Raw genomic sequence first — 24448 nt, forward strand, 5'->3', positions numbered from 1 at the left:
GTGCCGCCGAAGGAGAACCACCACCATGGCCGTCATCACCCCCGCCCGTCGCAGGCTCGCCGCAACCGTCGCCGTCCTCGGCGCCGCGCCGCTCGCCCTGGCCGGGCTGTCCGCCGCCCCCGCCGCCGCGCACGGTTCGCTGAGCGATCCGGTCAGCCGGGTCTCGGCCTGTTTCGCGGAGGGGCCGGAGAACCCGCGGTCCGCGGCCTGCAAGGCGGCGGTGGCGGCGGGCGGGACCCAGGCGCTGTACGACTGGAACGGTGTGAACATCGCCAACGCGGCGGGGAAGCACCGTGAGCTGATCCCGGACGGCAAGCTGTGCAGCGCGGCCAACGACAAGTTCAAGGGGCTCGACCTGCCGCGCGCCGACTGGCCGTCCACGCCCATGGAGGCGGGCAGCCACACCTTCAGGTTCCGGGCCACGGCACCCCACAAGGGCTCGTTCGAGCTGTACCTGACCAAGGCGAGCTACGACCCGGCGCAGCCCCTGAAGTGGTCCGACCTGCAGGAGAAGCCGTTCGCCACAGCCACCGACCCGACGCTGGAGAACGGGTCGTACGTCTTCGACGGCACCGTGCCGGAGGCGTCGGGGCGGCAGTTGATCTACACGGTCTGGCAGCGGTCGGACTCCCCCGAGGCCTTCTACGCCTGTTCCGACGTGGTCTTCGGCGGCGAGGGCGCCGGAGGCGGTACCACCGAGGCCGCACCGGCGCCGACGGCCTCCGCACCGTCGGAGGAGGAGATCGACGAGGGCGCCGACCAGTCGTCCGTCGAGCACGACGGCCATGGTGACGACGACGCGGCGACCGGTGCGGAGGTGACCGAGGCGGCCCCGGCCGCCGAAGCCGGGGCGTCCGAAGCCGGGGCGTCCGAAGCCGGGGCGAATGCTCCCGAGCCGAACAACGTCGCCGCCTCCCCCGCCGGTGACGTACTCGCCGAGACCGGTGGCAGCAGCAGCACCTCGTACCTCGCGATCGGCGGCGCCGCCGCGCTGGCCGTCGGTGCGAGCGCCCTGTTCGTCTCTGTCCGCCGCCGGGCCGCGGGCGGCACGCACCGCGCCTGACCCGGCGACTGCCGGGCCTCCGGCCACCGGGGGCCCGGCTCCGCGTCTCAGCCGATGGCCGAGGCGCAGGTGGTCGGGGTGGCGCGCGTCGGGTCCAAGGCGTTCGCCACCCCGTGGAAGGCGATCCTGTCGATCGTCCCGATCGCGCGTCGATAAAGAGGCACCCCTGGAGCGGTTCGAGCACCGCGCCTCCCTCACGGTCACCTGGCGGAGCTTCGAACTGGACCCCGACGGCCCCGCGACGGCAAACTGACGGTTCCTCAATGCGTGCAGCGCGACCTCGGCATGCCGCCCGAGCAGGCTGCCGCGGGCGTGGCCGTGATCCCCCGGCTCGCCTCCGGAATGGGACTGGACTACCGGCTGGAGAACGCCGTACCGGTCAACACCTTCGACGTACACCGCCTCATCCACTTCGGTGAGCACCGCTCCCTGGGCGAGCCGGTACGCGAGCGGCTGTTGCGCGGATACACCGCCGAAGGGGCATACCAGGGCGACCGGCGGACTCTGGTGCGGCTCGGCACCGAGGCCGGGCTCGACACCGCCGAGGTGAAGGCGCTGCTGGACGGCGACGGGTTCGGGGACGCCGTGCGCGCCGACGAGCAGCGGGCCGCCCGGATCGGAGTCACCTGCGTGCCCAGCTTCTCGTTCAACGGACGGCCGGCCATTTCGGGGGCGCTCTCCGTCGCCGACGTCGTCGGACGACTGAAGCGGGCCACGCCGTCGGCCAGGACCTGACGTCCGGGCTTGATGACCGTAGCCCGATGACCGTGCCCTGCGACCAGGGCCTGATGCACTCCACGCCGTCTTCGTTCGCCCCCGCGGCACGCCGCCGCGCATCACTGCCGGACCGGGCCCTCCAGCTCCCCCGCGACTGATCGGACATCGCCCCACACCCAGCGGTGGTGCACGACGAGGCAGGCGCCGGTGAGCGCCGACGTGATCAGTGAACGCGGTCGGACCGCGCCGTAGCCATCCGCGGGCTTCGCCCTGCCCTCTCCCTCGTCCGGCGCGAAGGGAGCCGCGGCGGCGTTCCGTGGCGCTGCCGTCGGAGGAAATGTGCTCCTTCCCGGCCTTCCGCAGAGGGCCCCCTCTCCCGCCCGACCACAGGAAGCGTTCGTACGTTCGAATGCTGAGTTAGAGTTATCGAACGAGCGTACGATGGACCTATCGGGCGGACGTTGCCAAAAGGGGCGAAGCGATGGAGGTGTGACATGACGGGCTTTACTCACCTGCATGTCGCATCTGGTTACTCCGCGCGCTACGGCGCCTCACACCCCGAGCAGCTGGCACGGCGAGCGGCCGAGCGGGGCATGTCGGCGCTGGCTCTCACCGATCGGGACACGGTCACCGGTGCCGTGCGATTCGCGAAGGCATGCGCCGGTGAGGGCATCCGGCCGATCTTCGGCATCGACCTCGCCGTAGAGGCCATCGCGCCCCCTCCCCCCGCCCAGCGGCGTCCCACGCCTGCGCGGGGTGGGGCACATGTAGTCGAACCGCCTCTCCGGTTCGTCCTGCTGGCCCAGGACCGGATGGGATGGGCGCGGCTGTGCCGCATCACCTCGGCCGCCCACGCCCACGCTGCGAGTGTCACCTCGCGCGGGGCGCCGGTGGTGCCGTGGGGGGCGCTGCGCGAGTACGGCGGTCCCGGCCTGACGGTGCTGCTCGGCCCCCTCTCGGAGCCGGTCCGGGCGCTGGCTGCAGGCCGAGAGGACGTCGCGATGAAGCTCCTGGCCCCGTGGCAGGAGATTTTCGGCAGTGAGGTACGGCTGGAAGCTGTGGCGCAGAAACGTTTCAGCGTCGGTCCGGGGTCACTGCGCCTGGCCGCCCGCACCCTGTCCCTGGCCGACCGCACCAGCACCACTGCCGTGCTCTCCAATGCTGCGCGCTACGCCGATCCGGATCAGCACCGCATCGCCGATGTCCTGGATGCCGCGCGACTGCTGCGCCCCATCGACTGGCGACGGCTGGACAGCGGACAGCGCTGGCTCAAGGACGAGGCAGAGATGGCGGGCGTGGCGCGGATGATCGCCGAGTGCGCCGGAACCGATGCCCGGCGGGCCCATCGCCTGATGCTGGACACCGCCGCCACGGCGGCCGCCTGCACCGTGGATGCCGCGTCGGACCTCGGCCTGGGCACGCCCCACTTCCCCGAACCGGAACTCTTCGGCGCCGACTCCGGACCGGGGGGTGCGGCACAGCTGCTGCGTCGGCAGTGCGAGGCCGGCATGGCCCGACGCGGTCTGGAACGCGACAGAGACGCACTCGAGCGGCTGGACGAAGAGCTTGCCGTGATCTCCAGGTTGACGTACGACTCGTACTTCCTTGCCGTCGGTCAGGTCGTGGCCGACATTCGCGCGAAGGGAATCCGAGTCGCGGCCCGCGGCTCGGGTGCCGGATCGATGGTCTGCCATGCGCTGGAGATCGCCACGGCCAATCCGCTCGACCATCGCCTGCTGTTCGAACGTTTCCTGAGCGTGCGCAGGGCATCGCTGCCCGACATCGACATCGATGTGGAGTCCGCCCGACGGCTGGAGTGCTATGACACGATCTTCGACCGGTTCGGAAAGGAACGGGTCGCGGTCACAGCGATGCCCGAGACCTACCGCGCCCGCCGCGCCCTGCGTGACACCGGTCTCGCCCTGGGGATCGCTCCGGCGGAGATCGACCGGATCGCCAAGAGCTTCCCGCATCTGCGTGCGTCCGACATCACCAGTGCTCTCACCGAGCTGCCGGAGCTGCGTCAGCTGTCGGCCGAGGCGGACACGTACGGACCACTGTGGGAGCTCGCCGAAGGCCTCGATTCTTTGATCCACGGCATGGCCATGCACCCCTGCGGTGTGGTCATCAGCGACGCGACTCTTCTGGACCGGTTGCCCGTGCAGCCCACACCGCAAGGCGACTACCCCATGGCGATGGCCGCCAAGGAGGAGATCGAGGCACTGGGCAACATCAAACTGGACGTTCTGGGCGTACGGATGCAGTCTGCAATGGCCCATGCGGTCGCAGAAATCGAGCGGACCGTCGGCAAAAGCATCGAGCTGGACGACCCGCGCCAGGTGCCGCTGGACGACGTCTTCGCGTTCAAGTTGATCCAGGAAAGCCGGACCCTCGGCCTGTTCCAGCTCGAGTCGCCCGGCCAGCAAGATCTGCTGTCGCGGCTGCAGCCCCGCGATCCGCAGGACGTCATCGCCGACATCAGCCTCTTCCGGCCGGGGCCGGTCGCCGGCGGTATGCCCGAGCGGTACATCGCCGCACGCCACGGCGGGACACCGACCTACGCCCATCCCGATCTCGAGCCGGTGCTCGCCGATACCTACGGCGTGACCATCTGGCACGAGCAGATTATCGAAACGCTGTCGGTGATGACGGGCTGCGACCGAGCCCTGGCCGAGATCGCCCGGCGGGCCCTCGGCGACAAGAACCGTCTGCCCCGCCTCAAGGACTGGTTCCACCAACAGGCACGCGCCCGCGGCTACGGTGTCGAAACCTGCGATGAGGTCTGGAAGACCGTCGAGGCATTCGGCGCCTACGGCTTCTGCCGAGCGCACGCGGTCGCCTTCGCTGTGCCCGCCCTGCAGAGCGCATGGCTCAAGGCGCACTATCCGGCGTTCCTGCTGGCAGGCCTGCTCGAACACGATCCGGGCATGTGGCCCAAGCGCGTCCTTGTCGCCGACGCACGACGCAGCGGTGTACAGGTCCTGCCGGCCGACATCAACAGTTCCAAGGTGCAGCACACCGTCGAGCAGGTCGACGCGAAGCAATGGGGCGTACGCCTCGCACTGTCCGAGGTGCGCGGCATCAGCGAGGAGGAGTGCGCCCGGATCGAGGACGGACAGCCGTACAGCTCACTGTCCGACTTCTGGCAGCGAGCCCGCCCCAGCAGGCCGATCGCCGAACGTCTCGCCGAAATCGGCGCCCTGGGCAGCCTGCACGACGGCCGGCTCACTCGGCGTGACCTGCTGCTGCAGATTGCCGAACTCCACCGGCAGACCCGGACCCGATCCGCGGGAAAGGGCCAACTACCCATCGATATGAACGCCGTTGGCGGAGAAGAGCCCAGTGGCCTGCCAGAAATGACCTCTCGTGAAGCCATGAGCGCCGAATTGGGCACCATCGGCATCGACGTATCCAAGCACCTGATGGAGCACCACCACCGCCTGCTGCGTGAGATCGGCGCAACCGACGCCGCTCACCTCACGGACATGCGCCCAGGACAACAGGTTCTCGTCGCCGGCGTACGGGCCTCCACCCAGACCCCACCGATCGCCAGTGGCAAGCGCATCATCTTTGTCACGCTCGAGGACGGTTCCGGCCTGGTCGACCTGGCGTTCTTCGAGGACTCCCATCCGGCTTGCGCTCACACCGTCTTCCACAGCGGGTTGCTCCTGGTCCGCGGCACGGTGCAGGTTCGTGGCACTCGTCGCACCGTTGTCGGCACCATGGCCTGGGACCTGGACGAGATCGCAGCCGCGCGCCGCGACGACGGCCCCGAAGCGGCACTCGCTCTCCTCGGTGCCAACCGTCCGCATCCGACGCCTGCTCAGCCGCAACGCACCCTGGCCAACGGCACCACGGGGGCTCGTCTGCACCCGTATGCCGATCTGCAACCAGCGGGCAGCCGATCAGCCGACTTGAAGAAGTTCGGCTACACCAGCCCGGGGAGTGCAGGATGACTACGCGTCGGCGCCACATAGCCCACCTCCATCTGCACGCCCAGCTGACCGAGGATCAGCACGGCGGCGTAATCGAACTGATGTGCGGCATTACGCCTCACGCCCAGGCTCTCCCCCCTGATGCCGTGCAACTGGACCTGACTTCGGCGCTCCGGTACTTCGGCCTGTCTCCCTATGACATGGTCCAGTTGGCGAAGATCAGGTTGAAGGCCCTCTACGACATCGACAGCAGCGCCGGTCTCGCGGGCAACCGCATGCTGGCCTCCATGGCAGCAGATGCATCCGCGCCGGGAGACACCACCTGGGTACCTGCCGAGCAGGCCGCTCAATGGCTCTACCCGCGCCCACTCGCCGCTCTGCCCGGCGTCGGCCCCGCCACGGCGTCGACTCTGAACAAGTTCGGCCTGCACACCATCGGGCAGATCGCTGACCTTCCCGCGGCCACACTGCAACGACTCCTCGGCGTCGGCCACGCAAGGCTGTTGGCCGAACGCGCTCGCGGCAACGACCCCCGCCCGGTCGTGCCCGAGGAACCCGCAAAGCACTTGAGCGCCGATCTCGTACTCGACAGCGACTGCCTCGATCCCGCGCAACACCACCGGGCCGTCCTGGGAATCGCCGAACAGATCGGCCAGCGTCTACGCGGTGAACGCCAAGTCACCGGCCGCATCACTCTCACGGTGCGCTACGCCGACCGCAGCTCCACCACGCGTACACGCGCCCTGCCGGAGGCCACCGACCACTCCCCCGCACTCGCCGCAATCGCACTGGGGCTGCTGGCCGGTCTCGGACTGCAGCGGGCACGAGTTCGCGCCTTCACGATCCGCGTCGACGACCTCCGGCCGGCCGGGGCCGCTCACCGCCAGCTCTCCCTCGACCCCGGTACCGACCGCGCCCGCGCCATCGAATCCGCTGCGGACAAGGCCCGCCGCCGCTTCGGCCCTGAGGCCGTACAGCCAGCCGCTCTCGCCCGGCGGCGATGAGCCTTCTTCTCTCCGCCATTCGGCCCGACCCCGCCTGCGCGAACCACGCCCCGGCCGGACCGTGGTGGCACGGCTTTCGCTGACGAGGTGGAGAACGCCGTCACCGCACGGGCCGCGCTGCTGGTCATCGGCGTGCTGGCACTGCAGCTGCTGTTCATCGCCTCTTACGCGCGCTGCACCGGCCCGACCCGACGGATGTCCCCTTCGGGGGCGTCGCCCCACAGCAGGTGTCCGGCCGGCTCGTCACCCAGCGACGCTGAGCCGCGGTTCGGTCATCTCGCATGCCCTGACCTGGCACGGGGGCGGAGAGCGCACGGTCGCCCTCCCCGCCCCCCTGCGGCAAGGCGAAGGTCAGCCCAGCATCTCCTCGATGAGGCCGGCGGCCCGCGCCGTACCGCCCTCGGCCCGGGCCTCGGCGCGGAGCAGCGCCGAGCGCCGGGCGACATCCGGGTCGGCGGTGAGTTCGGTGAGCGCGGTGCGCAGGGCCACGGCGGTGGCGTCCGCCGTATCGATGCGGCGGGCCACACCCAGGCCGGCCAGCCGGTCCGCGTTCATGAACTGCTCGGCCCCCTGCGGGACGGCGATCATGGGAACACCGGTGTACAGCCCCTCGCTGCTGCCGCCCATACCTGCATGGGTGACGAACGCGTCGGCCTGTTCCAGGATCGCCAGTTGGGGCACCCAGGAGTGCACCTCGACATTGCCCGGGATCTCGCCGAGTTCGTCCGGGTCCGTGTGCTTCCCGATCTGGAGCACGACGTGCCAGCCCGCCAGGTCGCCGTAGGCCTCCAGACACCGGCGGTAGAACTCGGGCTGCTTCGTGTACGCCGAGCCCAGGGAGATCAGCAGTACGTTCTCGGCGTCGGCCGGCCGGGCCCAGGTGTCCCGGTCCGCACGCGAGCCGAAGCAGGGACCGACGAACGTCACGACGTCGGTGTCGACGTGGTCCGCATGCGGCTGCATGGCCCTCGGAATCATCGCCAGGGCCCTCGCGGGCCGGCCGGAGAAGGTGTCGACGTCTGTGGTGGACGCCCCCGACACGGCGAGCCACTGCGTGAACTTCGCGCGGTACGCGTCGGCGCCCGGCAGCGCCCACAGTGCCGCCGCCATGCCGTCGTCGTAGCCGTCCCAGGCCACGAAGGTCGGGGACAGCTGGACGACGGGCCTGCCCTGCGACTCGGCGAGTGCCCGCGCGGCGTAGGCGCCGATGTCGTACAGATACAGATCCGCCGGGTCCTGGTCGTACGCGGCACGCAGCTGCGGCAGGGCCTGCACGGCGTCGTCGAGGAAGACGTCCATCGCGGCGATCGGGTCGTCCGGCCACACGTTGTCGGCGACCGGCAGGACCGAACCGTACGGGACGAACTCGGCGCCGGTGGCCGTGATCAGGCCGGCCACCGCGGGGTCGTTGGCGTACGTCACCCGGTGGCCGCGCGCCACCAGCTCACGCACGATCTCGAGGCTCGGCAGGACGTGACTGACGGCGGGAATGCCGATCATCGCGATATGGGTACGGCGACGGGACATACGGAATCACTCGTTTCAGGTCTACGGCGAAGAGGACACACCCGACCGGCGCGCCGCCCGGAACCTGCCGGGGAACGCGCACGGGTCGCGGTACGGGAGCGGGGCCGCTGCCCCGTCCGTGTCAGCTGTAGATCTGGTGGAAGTGCATGCGCCGCATCCTAAAGCGCTCCCCGGTGGTACGCGAGGGAATTCCGGCGCTGCACGGCGCGGCTGACCGCCGGCCGGCACGTACTGAACGCCACACGGCTCCTCCCTGACCGCCGCCCGAGGTGCGAACCAACTCCTGGCGACCAACTGACACAGGGCCCTCCCGGCATCCCCGGCACTGCTGTCCGCGCCGCTTCCCTCACTCGATGGCCACGCGGAGGCAGCGCCTGTTTCGCGATGCCTTCACGCCTGGGTATGACCCAAGGCGACTTCCGCGCCGTCGCCTTCCCAGCCCTGCTGGGTACGCCACAGCACCTGGACGCCGAAGACCTCGTGGACCGTGGCAGCCGACCAGTCCTCGGCCGGCGGCCCGGCGAGAACGAGGCAGAGGAGACCGGCGGGCTCGGGCAGCGTGTGGTTGATCTCCAGAAGCCGGACCGCTCCCGCACGGAGATCGGCGTACGTGGCGAGGCCTGCACCGAGCACCTCGTACAGCAGGTGACCGTCCTCGGTCCTGCAGGACACGTCGACGACCTGGGAGCCCGGCTGCGGCTGACGATCGGCCCGCAGGAGCGCCGCCATGAGTTCGAAGCGCACCGCCTCATGCGTCTTGCAGGTGCGGTCAGCCGCGGCGGAGTCCTCCAGGATCTGGCGAAGCCCGGCGCTCGGAGCAGGCTGTTCCGATGAAGCGACGGCGACGGGAGTGGATGTCATGGGGGCGGATTCCTTCGGCTCGGACGGCATGGGGGTCTCGGTCGTATCGGAGAGATCGGCACCCGCGGACGGCTCCGGGGCCGCCGACAGCGGCGAGAGGGCGGGACGGCCGCCTTCGCCGTCCGCTGCGTGGCCGGCTGCGGCGCCGACGCGGCGCTCGATCGTCCGCCGTGCCTCGGCCAGGTCCTCGGCCAGGCCGCTGCGCTCCAGTTCGGCCCGGAAGCGGTCGAGGTCCGGTACGCCGGAGACCGCTGCTCGGTTGGCGTTGGCCGCCAGATCCCGCAGCAGGTTCAGGCGGGCCCGGTCCGGGGATCCGAGCACGCGCCAGACGTCCAGCCAGTCGTGCTGATCCAGCCGCAGGCAGCGGTTGGCCATGCCTTTGAGTTCCGACAGTCGCGCTCGGAAGTCGTCCGGGACGTTCCCGTCCGCCAGCTCCTCGACGACGGCGAGCGCCTGTGCGTACCGCGGGGCCATGGTGGGCGAGATGGGCCGACGGCCGCGTTCGTCGACGGTGACGAAGCTGACGCTGGAGGCATGGCGCAGCACCCAGGCATCCAGTTCCGCCCCCTTGGCCGGAGGCGTGGAGCCGTGGCGCACGGCCATCAGCAGCGGGCGGTCCGTGGTGGGTGCCACGGCCTCGACCTTGTAGTTGCCGCCGGTGGTGTGGCCGATCACCCGGACCCGGATGTCGGTGCCGATCTCCGGAACGTCTGCCCTCGTCTCCGCGTCGGAGGCGCTGCCCGTCGGGAGGCCGGGCAGCAGCGGACTCCGGCTGTTCGGGGTCTGCGTCAGGGCCTCGGGGAGCGGGGCGGTGTGCAGGATGGTCAGGCTCTGGGTGCTGCGGGTCAACGCGACATAGAGCTGGCGCAGCCCCGACGGGCCGCGGTCCGCGATGGTGGCCGGCTCGACGACGAGGACGTGGTCGAACTCCATGCCCTTGGCCTGCGCGGCGGCCAGGACGGTCACCGCCTCACGTTCCTGTGTGGTGATGGCTTCGGACGCGTCCAGGTGACGGCCGATCTCGTCGAGCCAGCCGGAATCGTCGGGAACGATCACGGCCACCGAACGAAGCGTGCGTCCGTCGCTGCTGCCGACGAGGCGGACAGCCTGGGCGATGGTGTCACCGAGCAGCTTCCACGGCTCGGTCGCGATCACCCGTACGGCGTCATCTCCGGCGGCGCGCACGGCCAGCGGATAAGGCAGGGAGGGGGCGACCGTCCGGGCCAGAGGGGCGACGAACTCCATGATCTCGGCCGGTACGCGGTAACTCGTGTTCAGCTCTGCGACGCGCCAGTCGCCGTGGTCGGAGAGAAGCGCGCCCAGGCGGTCCCAACCGGCGTACTGGTAGGGGCCGGTGGCCTGCGCGAGGTCGCCGAGGACGGTCATCGAACCGCCCCTCGCGACCCGGCGGCGCAGGGCGCGGGCCTGCATCGGGGTCAGGTCCTGGGCCTCGTCGGCGACGATGTGACCGTAACGTCGCGGCGTCTCGCCCGTGATGAGGAAGCGGAGTTCCTCCAGGCAGACGCGGTCGTCGAGGGTCCAAGGATCGTCCTCGGCCCTGTCGGCCCGAGGACGGTGCAGAGACGCCTGTTCTGCCTCGTCGAGGATGCCGTCGGCACAGTCGCGCAGGAGACCGGGCGAGTCGTACAGGCTGCGCAGGGCCTCGCGGGCGCCCGGCGAGGGCCAGACACGGTCGAGGAGGCGCTCCACCTGGCGGTTGCGTTCCAGGCTGCGGCGGATCGTGCCGTCGGCGCCGCGCCGCGGGGCGAGGGCGGTGAGTTCCCGCAGGAGCCGGTCGACGAGCAGGCTGCGGAAGCGGTCGCGGCGCTCGCGATGTGCGCCGTCGCCGGCGCGTGCCTCCTCCAAGAGGGCGAGCACCTCCGAGCGCGGGATGCGCAGGGTCGTACTGCCGGCGGTGACGGTGAAGGCCGGCTCGTCGCCCTGGAAGGAGGGTGCGGCGAGGAGGGCATCGAGGGCGTCGGGGCGACACTCGCGCTCGACGCGCTGCCGCAGGACGGCTGCCATGCGCTCGTCGGACTTCACCAGCCGCGCCTGCGGGGTGTCGGTGCCGAGAATCTCACCGTCCCACAGGCGGGTGAGCTGGACGGCGTTGACGTCACGAGTGCCGAGGGTGGGCAGGACTTGGCCGACATAGTCGAGGAACCGCTGGTGCGGTCCGATGACGAGCATGTCCTGCGCCTTGAAGTGGTCGTTGTTGACGAGCCAGGTCACACGGTGCAGCCCGACGGCGGACTTGCCCGTACCAGGGCCTCCCTGCACGACGAGGATGTCGGAGGGGGAACCGGTGACCAGGTCCATCTGGTCGCGGCGGATGGTCTCGACGATGTCCCGCATGCGCCCGCGGCGTGAGCGCTGGAGCTCACGCAGGAGCAAATCGTCCGGCGAGAAGGACTTGCGGCGCAGCAACCGGGCGACGTGAGCGGGAGTGTGAGCCGGCGCACGCTCCTCGCCCTCGGAAGTGCCGGGCGGGGGCTCTGTCTCCTGGGCCTCGGAAGGTGTCCCGGCGTCGTCGGAGGTGGCGGGCTCGGCCATGGCCGCGTCGTCCGCGGCCGGCCGCGGCTCGGGAAGGCCTTCGAGAACGGGGACGGGCACGGGAATCGGGCCCGGCGCCGAGCCTGCCCGCGCGATGTCGTCGGCGTAGTCCTCGACGATGCGCTGCACGCAGCGCAGCTGGCGCCGCAGAACGACATCACCTGGGGCGTGTGGTTCCACCGCGAGCCACTTCGTGGCCACCGGGGTGGTCCACAGCACGACCACGTTGTCGCGGGTCGCGACGTCGGAGACGGCACGTCGGCCGACGTACCAGGGGCGGGGCCCGCTCCCCGGCTCCTCCGGTGCGTCGACGCGGGCGACGACCAGCGACTCGTCGCCGAGTCCCCCGTACGCCGCGGCCCTTTCCTCGGCGTCGAGCCGGTTGGCGATCCCGTCCTTGCCGGTGGCGGAGGCCGTGGCGGCCGACTCCCCGGTCATCTCGGCGAGCCGCGCGGTGTAGCAGTCGTACGCGCGGTCGACGGCCTTCTGCTCACCGGCGATGACCTGGTCGCGTGTGATGGTGTCCATCCGCTGTCCCTCCCTGACGAGACGCCGCTGCCGGCGTACTCGCGCCCCGTTGACGCAACTGTCGTCATGCTTCTGGTGACGGCCGGTCAGGAGACCTCTGACGAGCCGGGTGTTGCACACCTCGATGGCCACGGAGGGCGGGCCCCTCCCCCCTTCAGCAGCCACTGCCCCAGCATTTCAGTCATTGACACAGTTCACAAGCACTTCAAGGAAACGGCTCCTGGCAGGCCGGCGGTCCGGGTCTGCGGGCGGCGGCCGAAACAATCGCGGACGGCACCGGTGAAGGCACGAACCGACGTCGGCGGGCCTACACCTGACAAACGTCATCTCTTCACGTGCACAAGATCGTTCCCAGGGAGGATGGATGACCGGTGTGACGCGAAGAGGATGGGGAGCTCTGCCACCCACACCTGACGAAGCGGGGCCCGCCCATGCGCAACACCCGACCGTACTCTCGTTCCGACCGCCGCAGAGCGCGCCTGGCCGCCGCGGCGTCGGCGGCCCTGTTGTCGCTCGTGGTCGGCGCGTTTCCGGCCGGGGCCACCTCCCCGCTGTCGGCCACCGCCACCGCGTCTGCCGCCTCGACCACGACCGACCTCAACCGGAAGGCGCTGCGCGCCTCCCTGCATGCGTTTCACCAGGCGGGGATGTACGGGGCCTATTCATCGGTCAGGGACGGCTCCGAACGGTGGCGCGGAGCGGCAGGCGTGGCCGACATCGACACCGAACGGCCGATGCGCCCGGACTACGAGCACCGGATCGGCAGTATCACCAAGACCTTCACCTCGGTGGCCGTCCTCCAGCAGGTGGCCAAGGGCCGGATCGACCTGGACGCCCCGATCGGCGACTACCTTCCGGAGCTGGTGCCGGGCGAGCGGGGCCGGGAGGTGACGGTGCGGATGCTGCTCAACCACACGAGCGGCATCGCGGACTACATATTGCCCGCCTTCCCCAAACTGGTGACGGACCCGGGTCAGGCCCTTGACGAGGGCCGGTTCCGCGAGCTGTCCCCCGAGGAGCTGATCCGCCTCGGCCTGGCGGCCGCGCCGCCGGCGCCGCGTGGCACGCACTCGTACGCGAACACCAACTACATCATCGCCGGGCTGCTGCTGGAAAAGGTCACGGGCCAGGAGCCGGAGGCGTACATCACCGAAAACGTCATCCGCAAGGCGGGACTACGGCATACGTACTTCCCGCGCTCCGCCCGCATATCGGGGCCGCACGCCAAGATGTACGAGTCGTTCTACGGAACCATCGAACCGGCGCGCGACTACAGCGTCTACGACATGTCCTGGGCCGGGACGGCCGGTGCGATGGTCTCCACGATGAACGACCTCAACGACTTCTACCGCCGGCTCCTGGGCGGGAAGCTGCTCGGCGCGGCGGAGCTGGGGGAGATGAAGACGACGGTTCCCGCCTACGAGCCCGCTCCGGGACAGGAGGTGGCGATGCGGTACGGCCTCGGCCTGTACACGCTCAAGATGCCCAGCGGCGGCTGGTACTGGGGCCACGACGGAGCCGTGTTCGGGGCCGGGACCTGGGCACTGTCCACGGAGGACGGGCGCCGCCAGGCCTCGATCGGCTACAACCTGATGAAGTACGAGCGGTTCGGCGATGACGGCAAGCCGTTGCCGGACCCGATCGGCAACGCATTGTTCGGATACATGGACGGAGCGCTGAGCGGCGCCCCCGCCGTGCGGGCCCCCGGCGCGTCACCGGTGCCTCAGCGGCTGCTCGCCCCCGAGCAGCTGCGGTGAGGCCAACGGCGGTTGTCCGGACGCGGAAGCGTCCGTGGACAGTCGGCCAAGGACCGTAACGATCTGCCGGCGTGCGGTCGCACACGGCAGGCTCCGCCAGCACCTGCGCCTGCACCTGCGGGCGAAGCCGACCCAGCAGGCGTCGGCAGCGGCGGGCGGCGAAGTGCACGTTCACCGAGGCTGCGGGACGCGTACCGAGTGCGGGTGATGTGCCGGGGTGGTCCAGGCGTGCCGCCGCCTGGACCACACAATGGGAACGGGCCACCGCTACCGGTCGGTTCAGGCACAGGTCGGCCCCCTGCCGTACCTGGCCCGTCACGCCGCGCCAAGGACGGACTCGAGCCGCTACCGGTCCCGCAGCACGATTCCCGGAGTGGATCCGCCCATGTCCCCGATCCTCCACAGTTCCCGCACCTCCATGGCACGGCTTCACTCTGTGAACAAAGTCAATGACCGTAGTAGCCTGCCATGACCGAGGTCGCCGGGACGCCGCCCCCCGCCCGGCCCGCCCAGGACCCGGAGGCTTTGAATGCGTACAGGCGACGCCGTGCCGGTCAGTCTGGCCGAGATCGCCCGCATCGCGGGGGTGGGGCGTGCGGCGGTCAGCAATTGGCGCCGCCGCCACCACTCGTTCCCGTCCCGCATCGGCGGGACGGACGTGAGCCCGCAGTTCTCACTGGCCGAAATCGAACAGTGGCTGCGGGACAACGGGAAGCTGCACGACGTCGGCGGCCGCGAACTGCTGTGGCCCCGGTTCGAGGCACTGGGCAGCAGGGACGAGTCGGGCCTCGCGGTCGCCGAGGCGGCACGCCGGATGCGCTCGCCCCGCGCGCGCACCGCTTCCCCCGCGCTCTCCGAGGAGGCGCGGGAGCTGGCGGGCGAGGCGGCGCGGCTGGGGCGGAGCGAAGGGCCGCGCGAGACGTTCGAGTTCCTGCTGCAGCGGTGGCTGGACACCCACGTACGACAGCTCAGCACCACACCCGCACCACTCGCCTCACTCATGGCCCGGATCGCACTGGACGCCCGCCTCACCGCGGGTGGCGCACCGGGTGAACAGGGGGGCGAAAGCACGGGCCCGGGTGGACTCACGGTCTTCGATCCGGCGTGCGGCACGGGTCACCTGGCAGTGGCCGCCGCGCAGGAGTACGACGGCCTGGGCCTGACGCTGCTCGGCTGCGAACGGGACCCCGCGCTCGCTGCCCTCGCCACCGCCCGGCTGGCTTTCGCCACGGAGGGCCGGGCCGGCGTACGCACCGACATCGCCGCTGCCGACGCACTGCGTGACGACCCCTTCGCGGATCTCCGCGCCGACATCGCGCTGTGCAACCCGCCCTTCAACGAACGCGACTGGGGCTACGAGGAACTGGCGACCGACCAGCGCTGGACCCACGGCCTGCCCCCGCGAACCGAGCCGGAGCTGGCGTGGGTGCAGCACGTACTGGCCCATCTGCGGCCGGGCGGCAGCGCCGTCGTCGTCCTCCCCCCGGCCGTCGCCTCCCGCAAGTCGGGCCGCCGCATCCGGGGGTCGCTGCTGCGTACGGGCATGCTGCGAGCGGTCGTCGCGCTGCCGCCGGGCTGCGCACAGCCTCACAGCGTCTCGCTCCAGCTGTGGGTCCTGCGCGCCGCGTCCGGCTCTGCCGCAGCGGCCCCCCAGGACGCGCTCCTGGTCGACGCGACACGGCTCGCCAGGCCGGGCTCACGCGAGCAGGGACCGGACTGGGACGCCCTGACGGACTTCGTACATTCCGCCTTGTCACTCCTCGACGCGCCGGAGACGGTGCTGCCGGACGGTGCCGTGCGGATGTCCCTGCTGGATTTGCTGGACGATGAGGTGGACGTGACACCCGGGCGTCACACGTCCATGGCCGGCGAGCCGTCGGAGGACGAAATGGCCGCCTCATGGTCGGAGCTGACCACCGGCCTGAGTCGACTGACGGAGCTGGCACAGGACCTGTCGAAGCTCGGCCTGTCACCCGGGGGGTCACGCACGACGGCGACGGTGGGTGACCTCGTCAAGGCCGGCGCACTGACCCTGCGTGCGGGAGCGCAGCCGTCGGACAGCGAGGCACCGCCGCGGGACTCCGGAACACCGCTGCTCACCGTCGCGGACCTGCTGATGGACGGTGCCCCGGGTACGAGGGTTGCCACCGAGGCCGCCCAGACCACGGCGGAGGAGGGCGATGTGGTGGTGGCCGGCGTCGTCCGGGCGTTCAGGGCCTGGGTGCACGAGGGACCGCCGGTCGCGCTCGGCCCCCAGCTCTACGTCCTGCGCGTCGACCCCGGGAAGCTCAGCGCCCAGTTCCTGGCCGGCTGTCTGCGCGCCCCGTCCAACGGCCGCCAGGCCGGCACCCATGCCTCGAGTTCCTCACGGGTCGACATCAGACGACTGCATGTACTGCGGCTCCCCCTGGAGGAACAAGGTCGTTACGCAACGGCGTTCCGCCGCCTCACCGCATTGCGCGAGTTGCTGACCAGCACGGACGGGCTCGGCAGAAGCCTCGCGGACGACATGGGTGACCGGCTCGCCGCAGGCGGGCTCGCGGCCGGCGACTGACCGGCGCGCCTTCCGGGGGAGCGGCGCGGCAGCGGACGGGACGGCGGCACGGGTCCCTTGAGCCGCACAGCCGACGGCCCGCCCGCCCCGGGCAGGGGCGGGCGGGCCGTGGCCTGTGCGATCCGGCGTCAGCCGATCTCGGCGCCGTACGCCGCCAGCGCCTCGGGCACCGGCTGGAAGAACGTCTCACCGCCCGAGGAGCAGTCACCGCTGCCGCCCGAGGTCAGGCCGATCGCGGTGTCGCCGGAGAAGAGCGAGCCACCGCTGTCACCGGGCTCGGCGCAGACCGTGGTCTGGATGAGGCCGTTGACGATGTCGCCGCTGCCGTAGTTGACAGTGGCGTCCAGGGCGGTGACCTCACCGTCGTGGACCTGGGTGGTGGAGCCGCTGCGGGTCACCGACATGCCGACGGTCGCGTCGCCCGCCTTGGTGATCGCCTGGGTGGATCCGTTGTAGAGGTCGACCTCGCTGGGGTGCTCCGCGTCGGACGTGTACTTGACCAGGCCGTAGTCGTTGTCCGGGAAGCTGGAGCCCTCGTTGGCGCCGATCTCCGCACCGCCCTGCGTGTCGGACCAACTGGTGATCCCCTCGGTGCAGTGGCCGGCGGTCAGGAAGTACGGCTCGCCGTCCTTGACCACGTTGAAGCCCAGCGAGCAGCGTCCGGTGCCGCCCCAGATGGCTTCGCCGCCCGCGATGAGGGGCTTGAACTCCCCTGCGGACTTCTTCAGTTCGGCCTTCGAACCGAGCCCTTCGACCACCTTGCTGAGCTTGTCCCAGGCCGCGCCGTCGACCGTACGGTCGGCCGTGACGACCACCTTGTTGCTGACCGGGTCGACCGCCCAGGAGGTGCCGGGGATGGTGGCCTTGTCGGTGAGGGTCTGCCGGACGTCCGTCAGCTCGGCGAGCGTGTTCTGAACCAGTCTGGCCTTGCCGCCCGCCTGGCGGACCTGCTCGGCGGCCGCCTCGTCGATGACGTTGACGACGAGGTTGTCGGCCTTTGCGTCGTAGTACGCGCCCGCCGTGTCACCGCCCAGGGCCTTGTCCAGGGTGGCGGCGAGATTTCCGGCCGCGTGCGCGCTGAGGGTACGCGGGGTGAACTGGGGCACGTCGTCACTGGCGTTCGCGGTCTGGAACGTGAATCCTGCCGCGACCAGAGCGAGGACGGCCGATCCGGCCAGGGTCACACGCTTCCTGGGTATGCGTCGGTGCTGCAACTTGGACCTCCTGTGGGGCCGTGCACGGACATGTGGGGTGTCCGGAACACGGAGGATGGGGCGCCCACTATTCCGATCTGGCCAGTAGCACACAAGGTCGACTTCCGGACGCACACATGACGACAACGGTTCACCCGCGAGCCGTTCACAAATTGGGTGTCGCACCACGTCGGTTACGTTCGCGAACACCCGGTGCAACGGGCTTTTGACAGCGGGTGAGGGCTGGTCCTGTCCTGTTTCGGCTCCTGGAGTCCGGATGCCGTGGAGGGCACTCCTGAAGACGAACACCACTGAATGCCCCCGAACGTCCCGAACGCCACCGGCTCGTTCCGCCAGGGAGTGCCGGTATCGCTTCCGATAGGTCATCATCGAACAGGCGGTACACGCTGGGCACCTGCTGCCCGGACCGGGCGGAGCGACCGAACGGAGGAGCGGCGTGCGGAGTCAGGTGCGCGTGGCGGACGGACGGCATCTGATGGTCGAGCGTCAGGGGGACCCCCGCGGCAGACCGGTGTTCCTCCTGCACGGGATGCCGGGCAGCCGGCTGGGCCCCGCTCCGCGCGGGATGGTCCTCTACCAGCGGAACATGCAGCTGATCTCCTATGACCGTCCGGGCTACGGCGGCTCCGACCGGTTGCCGGGGCGGCGGGTGATGGACGTCGCCGAGGACGTACGGGCGATAGCCGACTCCCTCGGCCTGGAGCGCTTCGCCGTGGTCGGCCGCTCGGGCGGCGCTCCGCACGCTCTGGCCTGCGCCGCGCTGATGCCCGACCGGGTCACCCGCACCGCCGCTCTGGTAAGCCTGGCCCCCTGGGACGCCGAGGGACTCGACTGGTTCGACGGGATGGCCGCTTCGAACGTGCTCGCGTACTCCAGGGCGGCGGCGGACCCGGACGGGCTGGCGGAGTCCTTCATCAGCCGCTCGGAGGAGATCCGGCAGAACCCGGTCCGGCTCCTGGACGACCTGCGCCGGGAACTGACCGACTCCGACCGGACCGTGGTCAACGACGCCGGAATCCGCACCATGCTCCTCGCCAACTTCCGCGAGGGGCTCCGCACGTCGGCGTACGGGTGGATCGACGACGTGATCGCGTTCTCCCGGCCGTGGGGGTTCGACCCCGCGGACATCAGGGGGCCGGTGATGTTGTGGCACGGCGTGAAGGACGTGTTCTCACCCGTGGGCCACTCCCGCTGGCTGGCAGGGCAGATCCCGGGTGCCACCACCGTGCTGGAACCGGCGGCGGCGCACTTCGACGCCCTGTCCGTGCTGCCCGACGTGCTCAACTGGCTGCTGGACGACCGGGAAGCGGCGGTCTGCTGATCGTGAGAGGTGCTCCGGGCTCCGGACTTCCGGAGCCCGGAGGCTCACACCGACATCGGCTCCAGCTCGCGCCTGAACCTCCGCTCGTCCCTCGCTATCCGGGTCAGCGGATGCTCGTCACCGAGCTGCCGTGCCAGCTCGTCGCCCGTCTCCGCCCGCAGCCTCAGCGCCTCGTCCTTACGCCCCATCGCATCGAGCGTCACCGCGATATTCGACGTCATGGCCAAGGTCTCCGGGTGGTGTGCCCCGAGAACCTCCCTGAGCTGACCGGCCAGCTGCCGCTCCGTCTCCAGCACTATGTCGAACTCGCCCCGGTCAGCCGTGGCACTGGCCAGGTTCATCACGGAGAACAGCGTGTTCGGGTGCTCCCGTCCGAACACCTCGCGCATGGAGGCGACCACCCGCGTCAGCAGCTCCTCCGCCTCCAGGGGGGCGCCCGCCCCCGAGAGGTAGACGCCGAGATTGTTCTGCGCGGCCAGGGTGTACGGATGCTGCTCCCCGGGCACATTCATGTACTGGTCCACCACCTCTTGCGCGGCGTCCCTGGCCGCGACGGCCTCCCCCGCGGCGAACAGGTCCGCCGCCATGTTGAGATCGCAGGCCAGTGATTCCGGGTTGGCCGAGGTGTACTTGGCCCGGTACCTGGCCCGGGTGGCCACCGTCAGCCTGCGCGCGTCCTCCAGCTGCCCCGCCCTGCGCAGCGAGACGGCGAGGCTCTTGGCTGCGCTGAGTGTGGTGGGGTAGGTCCGGCCGAGAGTGGCCTTGAAGCTGTCGTACGTCCGGCTGAGCAGGCCGACCGAGTCCTCGTACCGTCCGACCTCACGCAGGTCACGTGCCAGACACATGGCGGAGGACAGGCTGTACGGGTGCTCGGGCCCCAGCACCTCGGACCGCAGGTCGTAGACGTCCTGGTCGATCTCCCTGGCGCGGGCGTACTGCCCGACGCTCCGCAGGTTCAGCGCCAGGTTGTTCGCCGCGGCCAGTGTGCGGGGATGCCTGTCGTGGAAGATCTGGCTGAACCCCTCGTGCGCCGCGGTCGCCAGCTCGATCGCCTTTCCGTAGTCGCCGAGAAGCCCCAGGTCGATGGCAAGGCTGCTGGTAGTCATGTACGTGTGCGGATGCTCGGGCCCCAGCACCTCACGCTGCCGGCTGAGAGTGAACTCGTCGAGCTCCTTGGCCTCCACGTACCGGCCGCGGGTACGAAGGATGTTGGAGAGGTGGAAGCAGAGGTAGAGGTACTGCAGATCCCGCTCCCCCAGCATCTCCCGCCACGTCTCGCGGAGCTCGTCCCCGAGCCGGCCCGCCGTCCGGACGTCCCCCCGCTTCCACAGGTAGCGCACCCGGTCGATCAGCAGCCTGCGGGTCTCCGGCTCCCTGCAGTTGCGCGCGTCCGACGGGCCGAGGTGCGGCCAGATGGTGGCGAAGCGCGGCCAGGTCTCCGGATTGTCGATCGGCTCGTCGTCATCGGGCCGGGCACCCGCCAGGATGCGGTGGACGACATGCCTGGCCTCGCGCTGCTCCTCCTCGCTGAGCTGTGCCCTGATCACCGCTTGCACCAGACGGTGCACCTGGATGGAGTTCGACACCTGGTCGACCTTGGCGAGGGCGAAGCGGCCGATCTCACGGATGACCCGCCCCAGCACCAGCTTCTCCTGGAGCGAGGCGTCGTACGGCTTCAGTGCCTCGATCATCTCCTTGCTGTAGAGGAGATTCGCGGAGATCGGCTCGGGTGCGAAGAACGCGCAGAGCTGGAGCAGCCGCACCGCGGCGGGCGAACGCTCCTTGAGGCGTTCGATGGAGATGTTCCAGGTGGCCGCGACAGGCTCCGGGTAACCCGCCGGCTGGTTCAGGGCGAGGACCTGGGGGGCCTGGCGGGCCAGTTGTTCCAGGTAGGTGTCGATGGGGGTCGCGGTCTCCGCGATCCACGCCGCCGCCTGCTCGACTGCGAGCGGCAGATCTCCGACGGCGGTGGCCACCTGGGCGGCGTCCTCGTTGCTCAGCCCCGGTGCACGACGCTGGAGGTGCTCGATCGACTCCTCCCGCAGGAACACGTCGACGGGCAGCGCGTCACCGTGCTGGGACCAGGTCTGGTTCCTGGACGTGACGAGGATGTGGCCCGAGCCACCCTGCGGGAAATAGCGGCTGAGGCGTTCGGGATCGTCCGCGTTGTCGAACACCAGCAACCAGCGTTCCGAGGGCACACCTCGGCGCAGCAGGTCCACCGCTTCCTGCGACGCGGCTGCCATGTCGTCACCACCCTGGGCGCCGAGCCGAACGGCGAGTTCGGCGAGGCTCGCCACCACGTCGTCGATCTGCTCGGACGATATCCACCACACCAGGTCGTAGTCGGCCATGAAGCGGTGCACATACTCCAGAGCCACCTGGGTCTTGCCGACGCCGCCGAGGCCGTACAGGGTCTGCGGCTGCGGCAGCACGACGGCCATGCCGCCGCCGAGCTGGTCACGCATCCGCTCCAGGACCAGAGAACGGCCGGTGAAGCCGGGGTTGCGGGGAGGCGCGTTCCAGATCCTGGGCACGGTGCCGGGGAAGCGAGGCCCTGGCGACATTCCGTCGCCGAGCTGTACCGGCCGGTCCAGGGCGCGCATGAGGGCCGTGGTGGCATGCACCTCGTCCAGCCGGAAGAGGTCGACCGGGTTGCGGTCGATGTACGGCGCGGAGAGCCGGACATCACTGACTCTGAGCGGCAGCAGCTGACGCCGCCCGCCGCCGGGATCCTCGGCGACCGCCCTGTTCCACAGGTCCACGGCTCGCTGCGACTTGAGATAGGCGCTGGAGAGCAGAACGACCGTACGGGCCGCGGTGTCCGCCGTATGCGTGGCGTCCACGGTGACGGGGTCGGCAGAGACGTCGCGCGGGACCACCCGGAACCCCGCCCGGGTGAGGACCGATTCGATCCAGTCCGCCCACATGCGGTTCTCCGCCACATAGCTGAGGAAGAGATCGGCGGGCAGCGCGGGCCTGCGCCGGGTGAACGCGTCGCGAATCCGCAGCCGGATCTCCTCACTCACCGGAGGCATCGCGGTGACCTCCTGCTGCGTGACGACCGCGGTGAGACGTTCGAACGCCGACAGGAGCGAGTTGCTGAGTCCGGTCTCGTCACCGAAGGTGGCGAGGGTCTCCTCGTACGCGTAGTACGGGCGGTAGGGGATCTCCACCGCCCCCCAGTAGGCGGTGAGTTCGTCGCCCGAGAGGTCACGGGGCAGCCGGTCGAACTTCAGGCGGGCCAGTGCCCGGCCGGCATCGGCCTTCTCCTTCTCGCCCTCGTCGATCCGCATGGGGACGGGGAAGATGGAGATGGGCCGGCCGGTGTAGCGCTCGGCGATCTGCCGGGCGACCGAGGCCGCGCCGTCGATGGACTGGTCACTGAGGGTGAAGCAGTCCACGAGCACGTCCGGGAGGTGAACGGTGCAGATGTCGGCGATGTCGCTGAGGCCCGTACGGCTGTCGATGAGGACGTAGTCGTAGTTGGCCTTCATGTCGTCCCGCAGGGCGTCGAAGAAGTGGCCGCCGCCGAGCCGGTCGTAGAAGTTGTCCCAGTCGAAGGTGGAGACGGTCGCGGAGTACTCGCGGTTCTGCCGTCCGGCGGACACGAAGTCGAGCATGCCGCCCCGCGGGAACTCCCAGCCGAGCTGGTCGGGCATGAGCGAGACGGCGTGCGGCTGGATACGGGCGTAGTCGCGGTGCCAGTCGTCCGCTCGCTGGGCGGGGTTGGTCGCGGCCCACGCGTATTCGGTGATCAGGTCGATCACGCCCGTGGTGGCCCCGAGCGTCGAGGGGTCGAGGAAGGGGTGGAAGAACCGGTGGAGCCCCGGGGCTTCCAGGTCCCAGTCGAGGGCCAGCACCCGTTTGCCGTTGGCGGCGAGGATCCAGGCGGTGTTGGCCAGGGCCATCGTGCGCCCCGTGCCGCCTTTGTACGAGTAGAAAGTGACGATGCGCCCGTCACGACCGGCTGTCATACGTCCTCCGCATCCGTCGCAGGGTCGTGCAGGTCGGGTATGAACTGTGTGTTGCCCATGGGCCCCATCAGTCGCGTCCGTTCGCTGTGCCGTCCTCCGGCCGGTGGATAGACCGTGGCGTGCCTCAGATACTGCTGGGCGGCCACCTCGACCACTTGGGGAAGGATCTGGCCGAACGCTTCCATGCTGGGTACCCCCTTGGCCGCGACACGGCAGAAGGCCCGCCCCTGCCGCATCTTGACCGGCATCGTCTGCTCGAGTTTCTCGGTCAGTTCGGCCTCGGCCGCCCTGCTCTGGTGGTCATCCCTGCACCAGGGAACGACCATGGTCACCCAGGGACGGTTCTCCCTGTCGAAGGCGGCGAGCCGCCGTCTCAGGTCTTCGTCCTGCAGGGCCCAGCGATCGACCAGCAGGATCTCGGGGGTGCTGGGCGTCTGCTTGCCCTCCCGCTGCCCGGGCTCCTCGTCGAACGACGTGATGACGGCCTGGTAGTTGAGGGAACGCACGAGCTCTTCGGCGACATAGGCCAGTGGTCTGGCAGCAGCCGGATGGTAAGGGTTCCACTCCTGCGGATTGTCGCCGTAGTACTCCGGGTTCCGGCCTTCCGGCAGGTCGTGACGAGTGGGTGCGGCGATGGTGATGCGCATGGGCCTCGGGCCGCCCGCCCCGCTTCCCGGTGCGCCGAAGGCGCTGGGAACCGTGCGGAAGTCGAGAGGTCTGCCCGAACCGATCTGTACGGTGTCGGCGACATTGACGATGCGTTTGGCCAGGTGGTAGACGGCCTGCTCGTAATCCTGGGCGAACAGAGTGAGCTTGATCAGCCCGTAGAGCCCGTCGCTGACGTAGCGGTCACCGAAGTCCCGGTGATTGAACTGTAACCGTTCGGCCGGCCCGGGCAGTTGGCTCGGCTGCACCGGCACCCAGAGCGCCGGCACGATCGCCTCGGCCGGCTGATTCGACCGGGCCCGGTGATGAATGGCGCGCTGCTCGAAGGCGTACCACTCCTTGCCGCACATCTCACTGGCGAAGTAGCGCGGCGAGAACAGCGGGACGAAGACCCGGCAGTTGGCCAGGACATTACCCAGCCTCTCGGACCAGCCTTCGCCGGAGCGTATCTCCCGGTCCATGAAGCCGGCCGGCGATCCTGCGGGAAGATTGGTCATGGCCATCACATGACCGCAGAGATCTTGGAAAAGCCGTTCGACCCACATGTCTGGGTCGGATCCACCGCCGTACCCCGGTGTATGCGCGTAGCTCAGAAAAAAGTACGGCCGATGGTCCGCTCGCTGTTGCGTCATGCGTGCACACGACCCCCGTCCTGTGTGAGCACCCGCATCCCAAGACAGTGGAGAGGGTGCGAGCGCATTCATCATTCCGGAGCGGACTGTGCTCCACCCCCATGGCGTTCGGTCATTCAACGCCGCTTTTCAGTCATCC

12 protein-coding genes and 2 pseudogenes are annotated in these 24448 nt (G+C 70.0%); 8 read left to right on the forward strand and 6 right to left on the reverse strand.

Annotated elements, in window-relative coordinates; translation table 11 throughout:
- Positions 1–25 precede the first annotated feature (25 nt).
- The gene (locus ACWD04_RS21975) at positions 26–1063 is read left to right on the forward strand and encodes a lytic polysaccharide monooxygenase auxiliary activity family 9 protein (RefSeq protein ID WP_451134375.1); all 1038 of its coding nucleotides are present in this window, start codon (positions 26–28) and stop codon (positions 1061–1063) included.
- Between the two features lie 47 nt (positions 1064–1110).
- Here ACWD04_RS21975 and ACWD04_RS21980 read toward each other — a convergent pair.
- Positions 1111–1209 (reverse strand): annotated as a pseudogene (locus ACWD04_RS21980) (lipase); the annotation flags it as partial.
- Between the two features lie 121 nt (positions 1210–1330).
- On the opposite strand from ACWD04_RS21980, the gene ACWD04_RS21985 reads away from it, so the two are divergent.
- From ACWD04_RS21985 to ACWD04_RS22000, 4 genes and pseudogenes are all read left to right on the forward strand, one after another.
- On the forward strand, positions 1331–1798 hold the full coding sequence (locus ACWD04_RS21985; protein ID WP_451134377.1) for a DsbA family protein: 468 nt from the start codon (positions 1331–1333) through the stop codon (positions 1796–1798).
- 476 nt (positions 1799–2274) lie between these two features.
- On the forward strand, positions 2275–5736 hold the full coding sequence (locus tag ACWD04_RS21990) for a DNA polymerase III subunit alpha (protein WP_451134379.1): 3462 nt from the start codon (positions 2275–2277) through the stop codon (positions 5734–5736).
- Positions 5733–6719, forward strand: a complete 987-nt coding sequence (locus ACWD04_RS21995; protein WP_451134381.1) for a DNA polymerase Y family protein — start codon at positions 5733–5735, stop codon at positions 6717–6719. The genes ACWD04_RS21990 and ACWD04_RS21995 overlap by 4 nt, the downstream gene beginning before the upstream one ends.
- 87 nt (positions 6720–6806) lie before the next feature.
- Positions 6807–6970, forward strand: a pseudogene (locus ACWD04_RS22000) (DUF3533 domain-containing protein); the annotation flags it as partial.
- 100 nt (positions 6971–7070) lie between these two features.
- Here the strand turns inward: ACWD04_RS22000 and ACWD04_RS22005 are convergent.
- Together ACWD04_RS22005 and ACWD04_RS22010 are read right to left on the reverse strand one after the other, a co-directional pair.
- On the reverse strand, positions 7071–8246 hold the full coding sequence (locus ACWD04_RS22005) for a macrolide family glycosyltransferase (RefSeq protein WP_451134383.1): 1176 nt from the start codon (positions 8244–8246) through the stop codon (positions 7071–7073).
- A 390-nt stretch (positions 8247–8636) separates the two neighbouring features.
- A complete protein-coding gene (locus ACWD04_RS22010; protein WP_451134385.1) occupies positions 8637–12188 on the reverse strand; it encodes an AAA family ATPase in 3552 nt (1183 codons plus the stop codon).
- Between the two features lie 431 nt (positions 12189–12619).
- Here ACWD04_RS22010 and ACWD04_RS22015 point away from each other — a divergent pair, with 431 nt between their 5' ends.
- Entirely contained in the window at positions 12620–13945 is a 1326-nt protein-coding gene (locus ACWD04_RS22015) for a serine hydrolase domain-containing protein (RefSeq protein ID WP_451134387.1), read from the forward strand.
- Between the two features lie 529 nt (positions 13946–14474).
- A complete protein-coding gene (locus ACWD04_RS22020) occupies positions 14475–16499 on the forward strand; it encodes an N-6 DNA methylase (RefSeq protein WP_451134389.1) in 2025 nt (674 codons plus the stop codon).
- A gap of 128 nt (positions 16500–16627) precedes the next feature.
- Here the strand turns inward: ACWD04_RS22020 and ACWD04_RS22025 are convergent, their stop codons facing one another.
- Positions 16628–17713 carry a S1 family peptidase gene (locus ACWD04_RS22025; RefSeq protein WP_451134391.1) on the reverse strand — a complete coding sequence of 362 codons (1086 nt, stop codon included), beginning with the start codon at positions 17711–17713 and terminating at the stop codon, positions 16628–16630.
- A gap of 475 nt (positions 17714–18188) precedes the next feature.
- Between ACWD04_RS22025 and ACWD04_RS22030 the strand changes: the two genes are divergently transcribed.
- Positions 18189–19034, forward strand: a complete 846-nt coding sequence (locus ACWD04_RS22030; protein WP_451134507.1) for an alpha/beta fold hydrolase — start codon at positions 18189–18191, stop codon at positions 19032–19034.
- Between the two features lie 44 nt (positions 19035–19078).
- On the opposite strand, the gene fxsT is transcribed toward ACWD04_RS22030, so the two are convergent.
- Positions 19079–23011: an FxSxx-COOH system tetratricopeptide repeat protein gene (gene fxsT, locus ACWD04_RS22035; RefSeq protein WP_451134393.1), complete on the reverse strand. Its 3933-nt coding sequence runs from the start codon at positions 23009–23011 to the stop codon at positions 19079–19081.
- Positions 23008–24309 (reverse strand): FxsC protein, encoded by a 1302-nt coding sequence (fsxC, locus tag ACWD04_RS22040; protein ID WP_451134395.1) that lies wholly within the window; start codon positions 24307–24309, stop codon positions 23008–23010. Before fsxC ends, fxsT begins: the two co-directional genes overlap by 4 nt.
- Between the last annotated feature and the right edge of the window lie 139 nt (positions 24310–24448).

Source organism: Streptomyces sp. NPDC002911, assembly GCF_053591835.1.

What these genes read in the sequence shown, in the direction of transcription:
- ACWD04_RS21975 (WP_451134375.1), top strand. Translation starts at nt 26, where the DNA reads ATGGCCGTCATCACCCCCGCCCGTCGCAGGCTCGCCGCAACCGTCGCC.
- ACWD04_RS21990 (WP_451134379.1), top strand. Translation starts at nt 2,275, where the DNA reads ATGACGGGCTTTACTCACCTGCATGTCGCATCTGGTTACTCCGCGCGC.
- ACWD04_RS21995 (WP_451134381.1), top strand. Translation starts at nt 5,733, where the DNA reads ATGACTACGCGTCGGCGCCACATAGCCCACCTCCATCTGCACGCCCAG.
- ACWD04_RS22005 (WP_451134383.1), bottom strand. Translation starts at nt 8,246, where the DNA reads ATGTCCCGTCGCCGTACCCATATCGCGATGATCGGCATTCCCGCCGTC.
- ACWD04_RS22010 (WP_451134385.1), bottom strand. Translation starts at nt 12,188, where the DNA reads ATGGACACCATCACACGCGACCAGGTCATCGCCGGTGAGCAGAAGGCC.
- ACWD04_RS22015 (WP_451134387.1), top strand. Translation starts at nt 12,620, where the DNA reads ATGCGCAACACCCGACCGTACTCTCGTTCCGACCGCCGCAGAGCGCGC.
- ACWD04_RS22020 (WP_451134389.1), top strand. Translation starts at nt 14,475, where the DNA reads ATGCGTACAGGCGACGCCGTGCCGGTCAGTCTGGCCGAGATCGCCCGC.
- ACWD04_RS22030 (WP_451134507.1), top strand. Translation starts at nt 18,189, where the DNA reads ATGGTCGAGCGTCAGGGGGACCCCCGCGGCAGACCGGTGTTCCTCCTG.
- fxsT (WP_451134393.1), bottom strand. Translation starts at nt 23,011, where the DNA reads ATGACAGCCGGTCGTGACGGGCGCATCGTCACTTTCTACTCGTACAAA.
- fsxC (WP_451134395.1), bottom strand. Translation starts at nt 24,309, where the DNA reads ATGACGCAACAGCGAGCGGACCATCGGCCGTACTTTTTTCTGAGCTAC.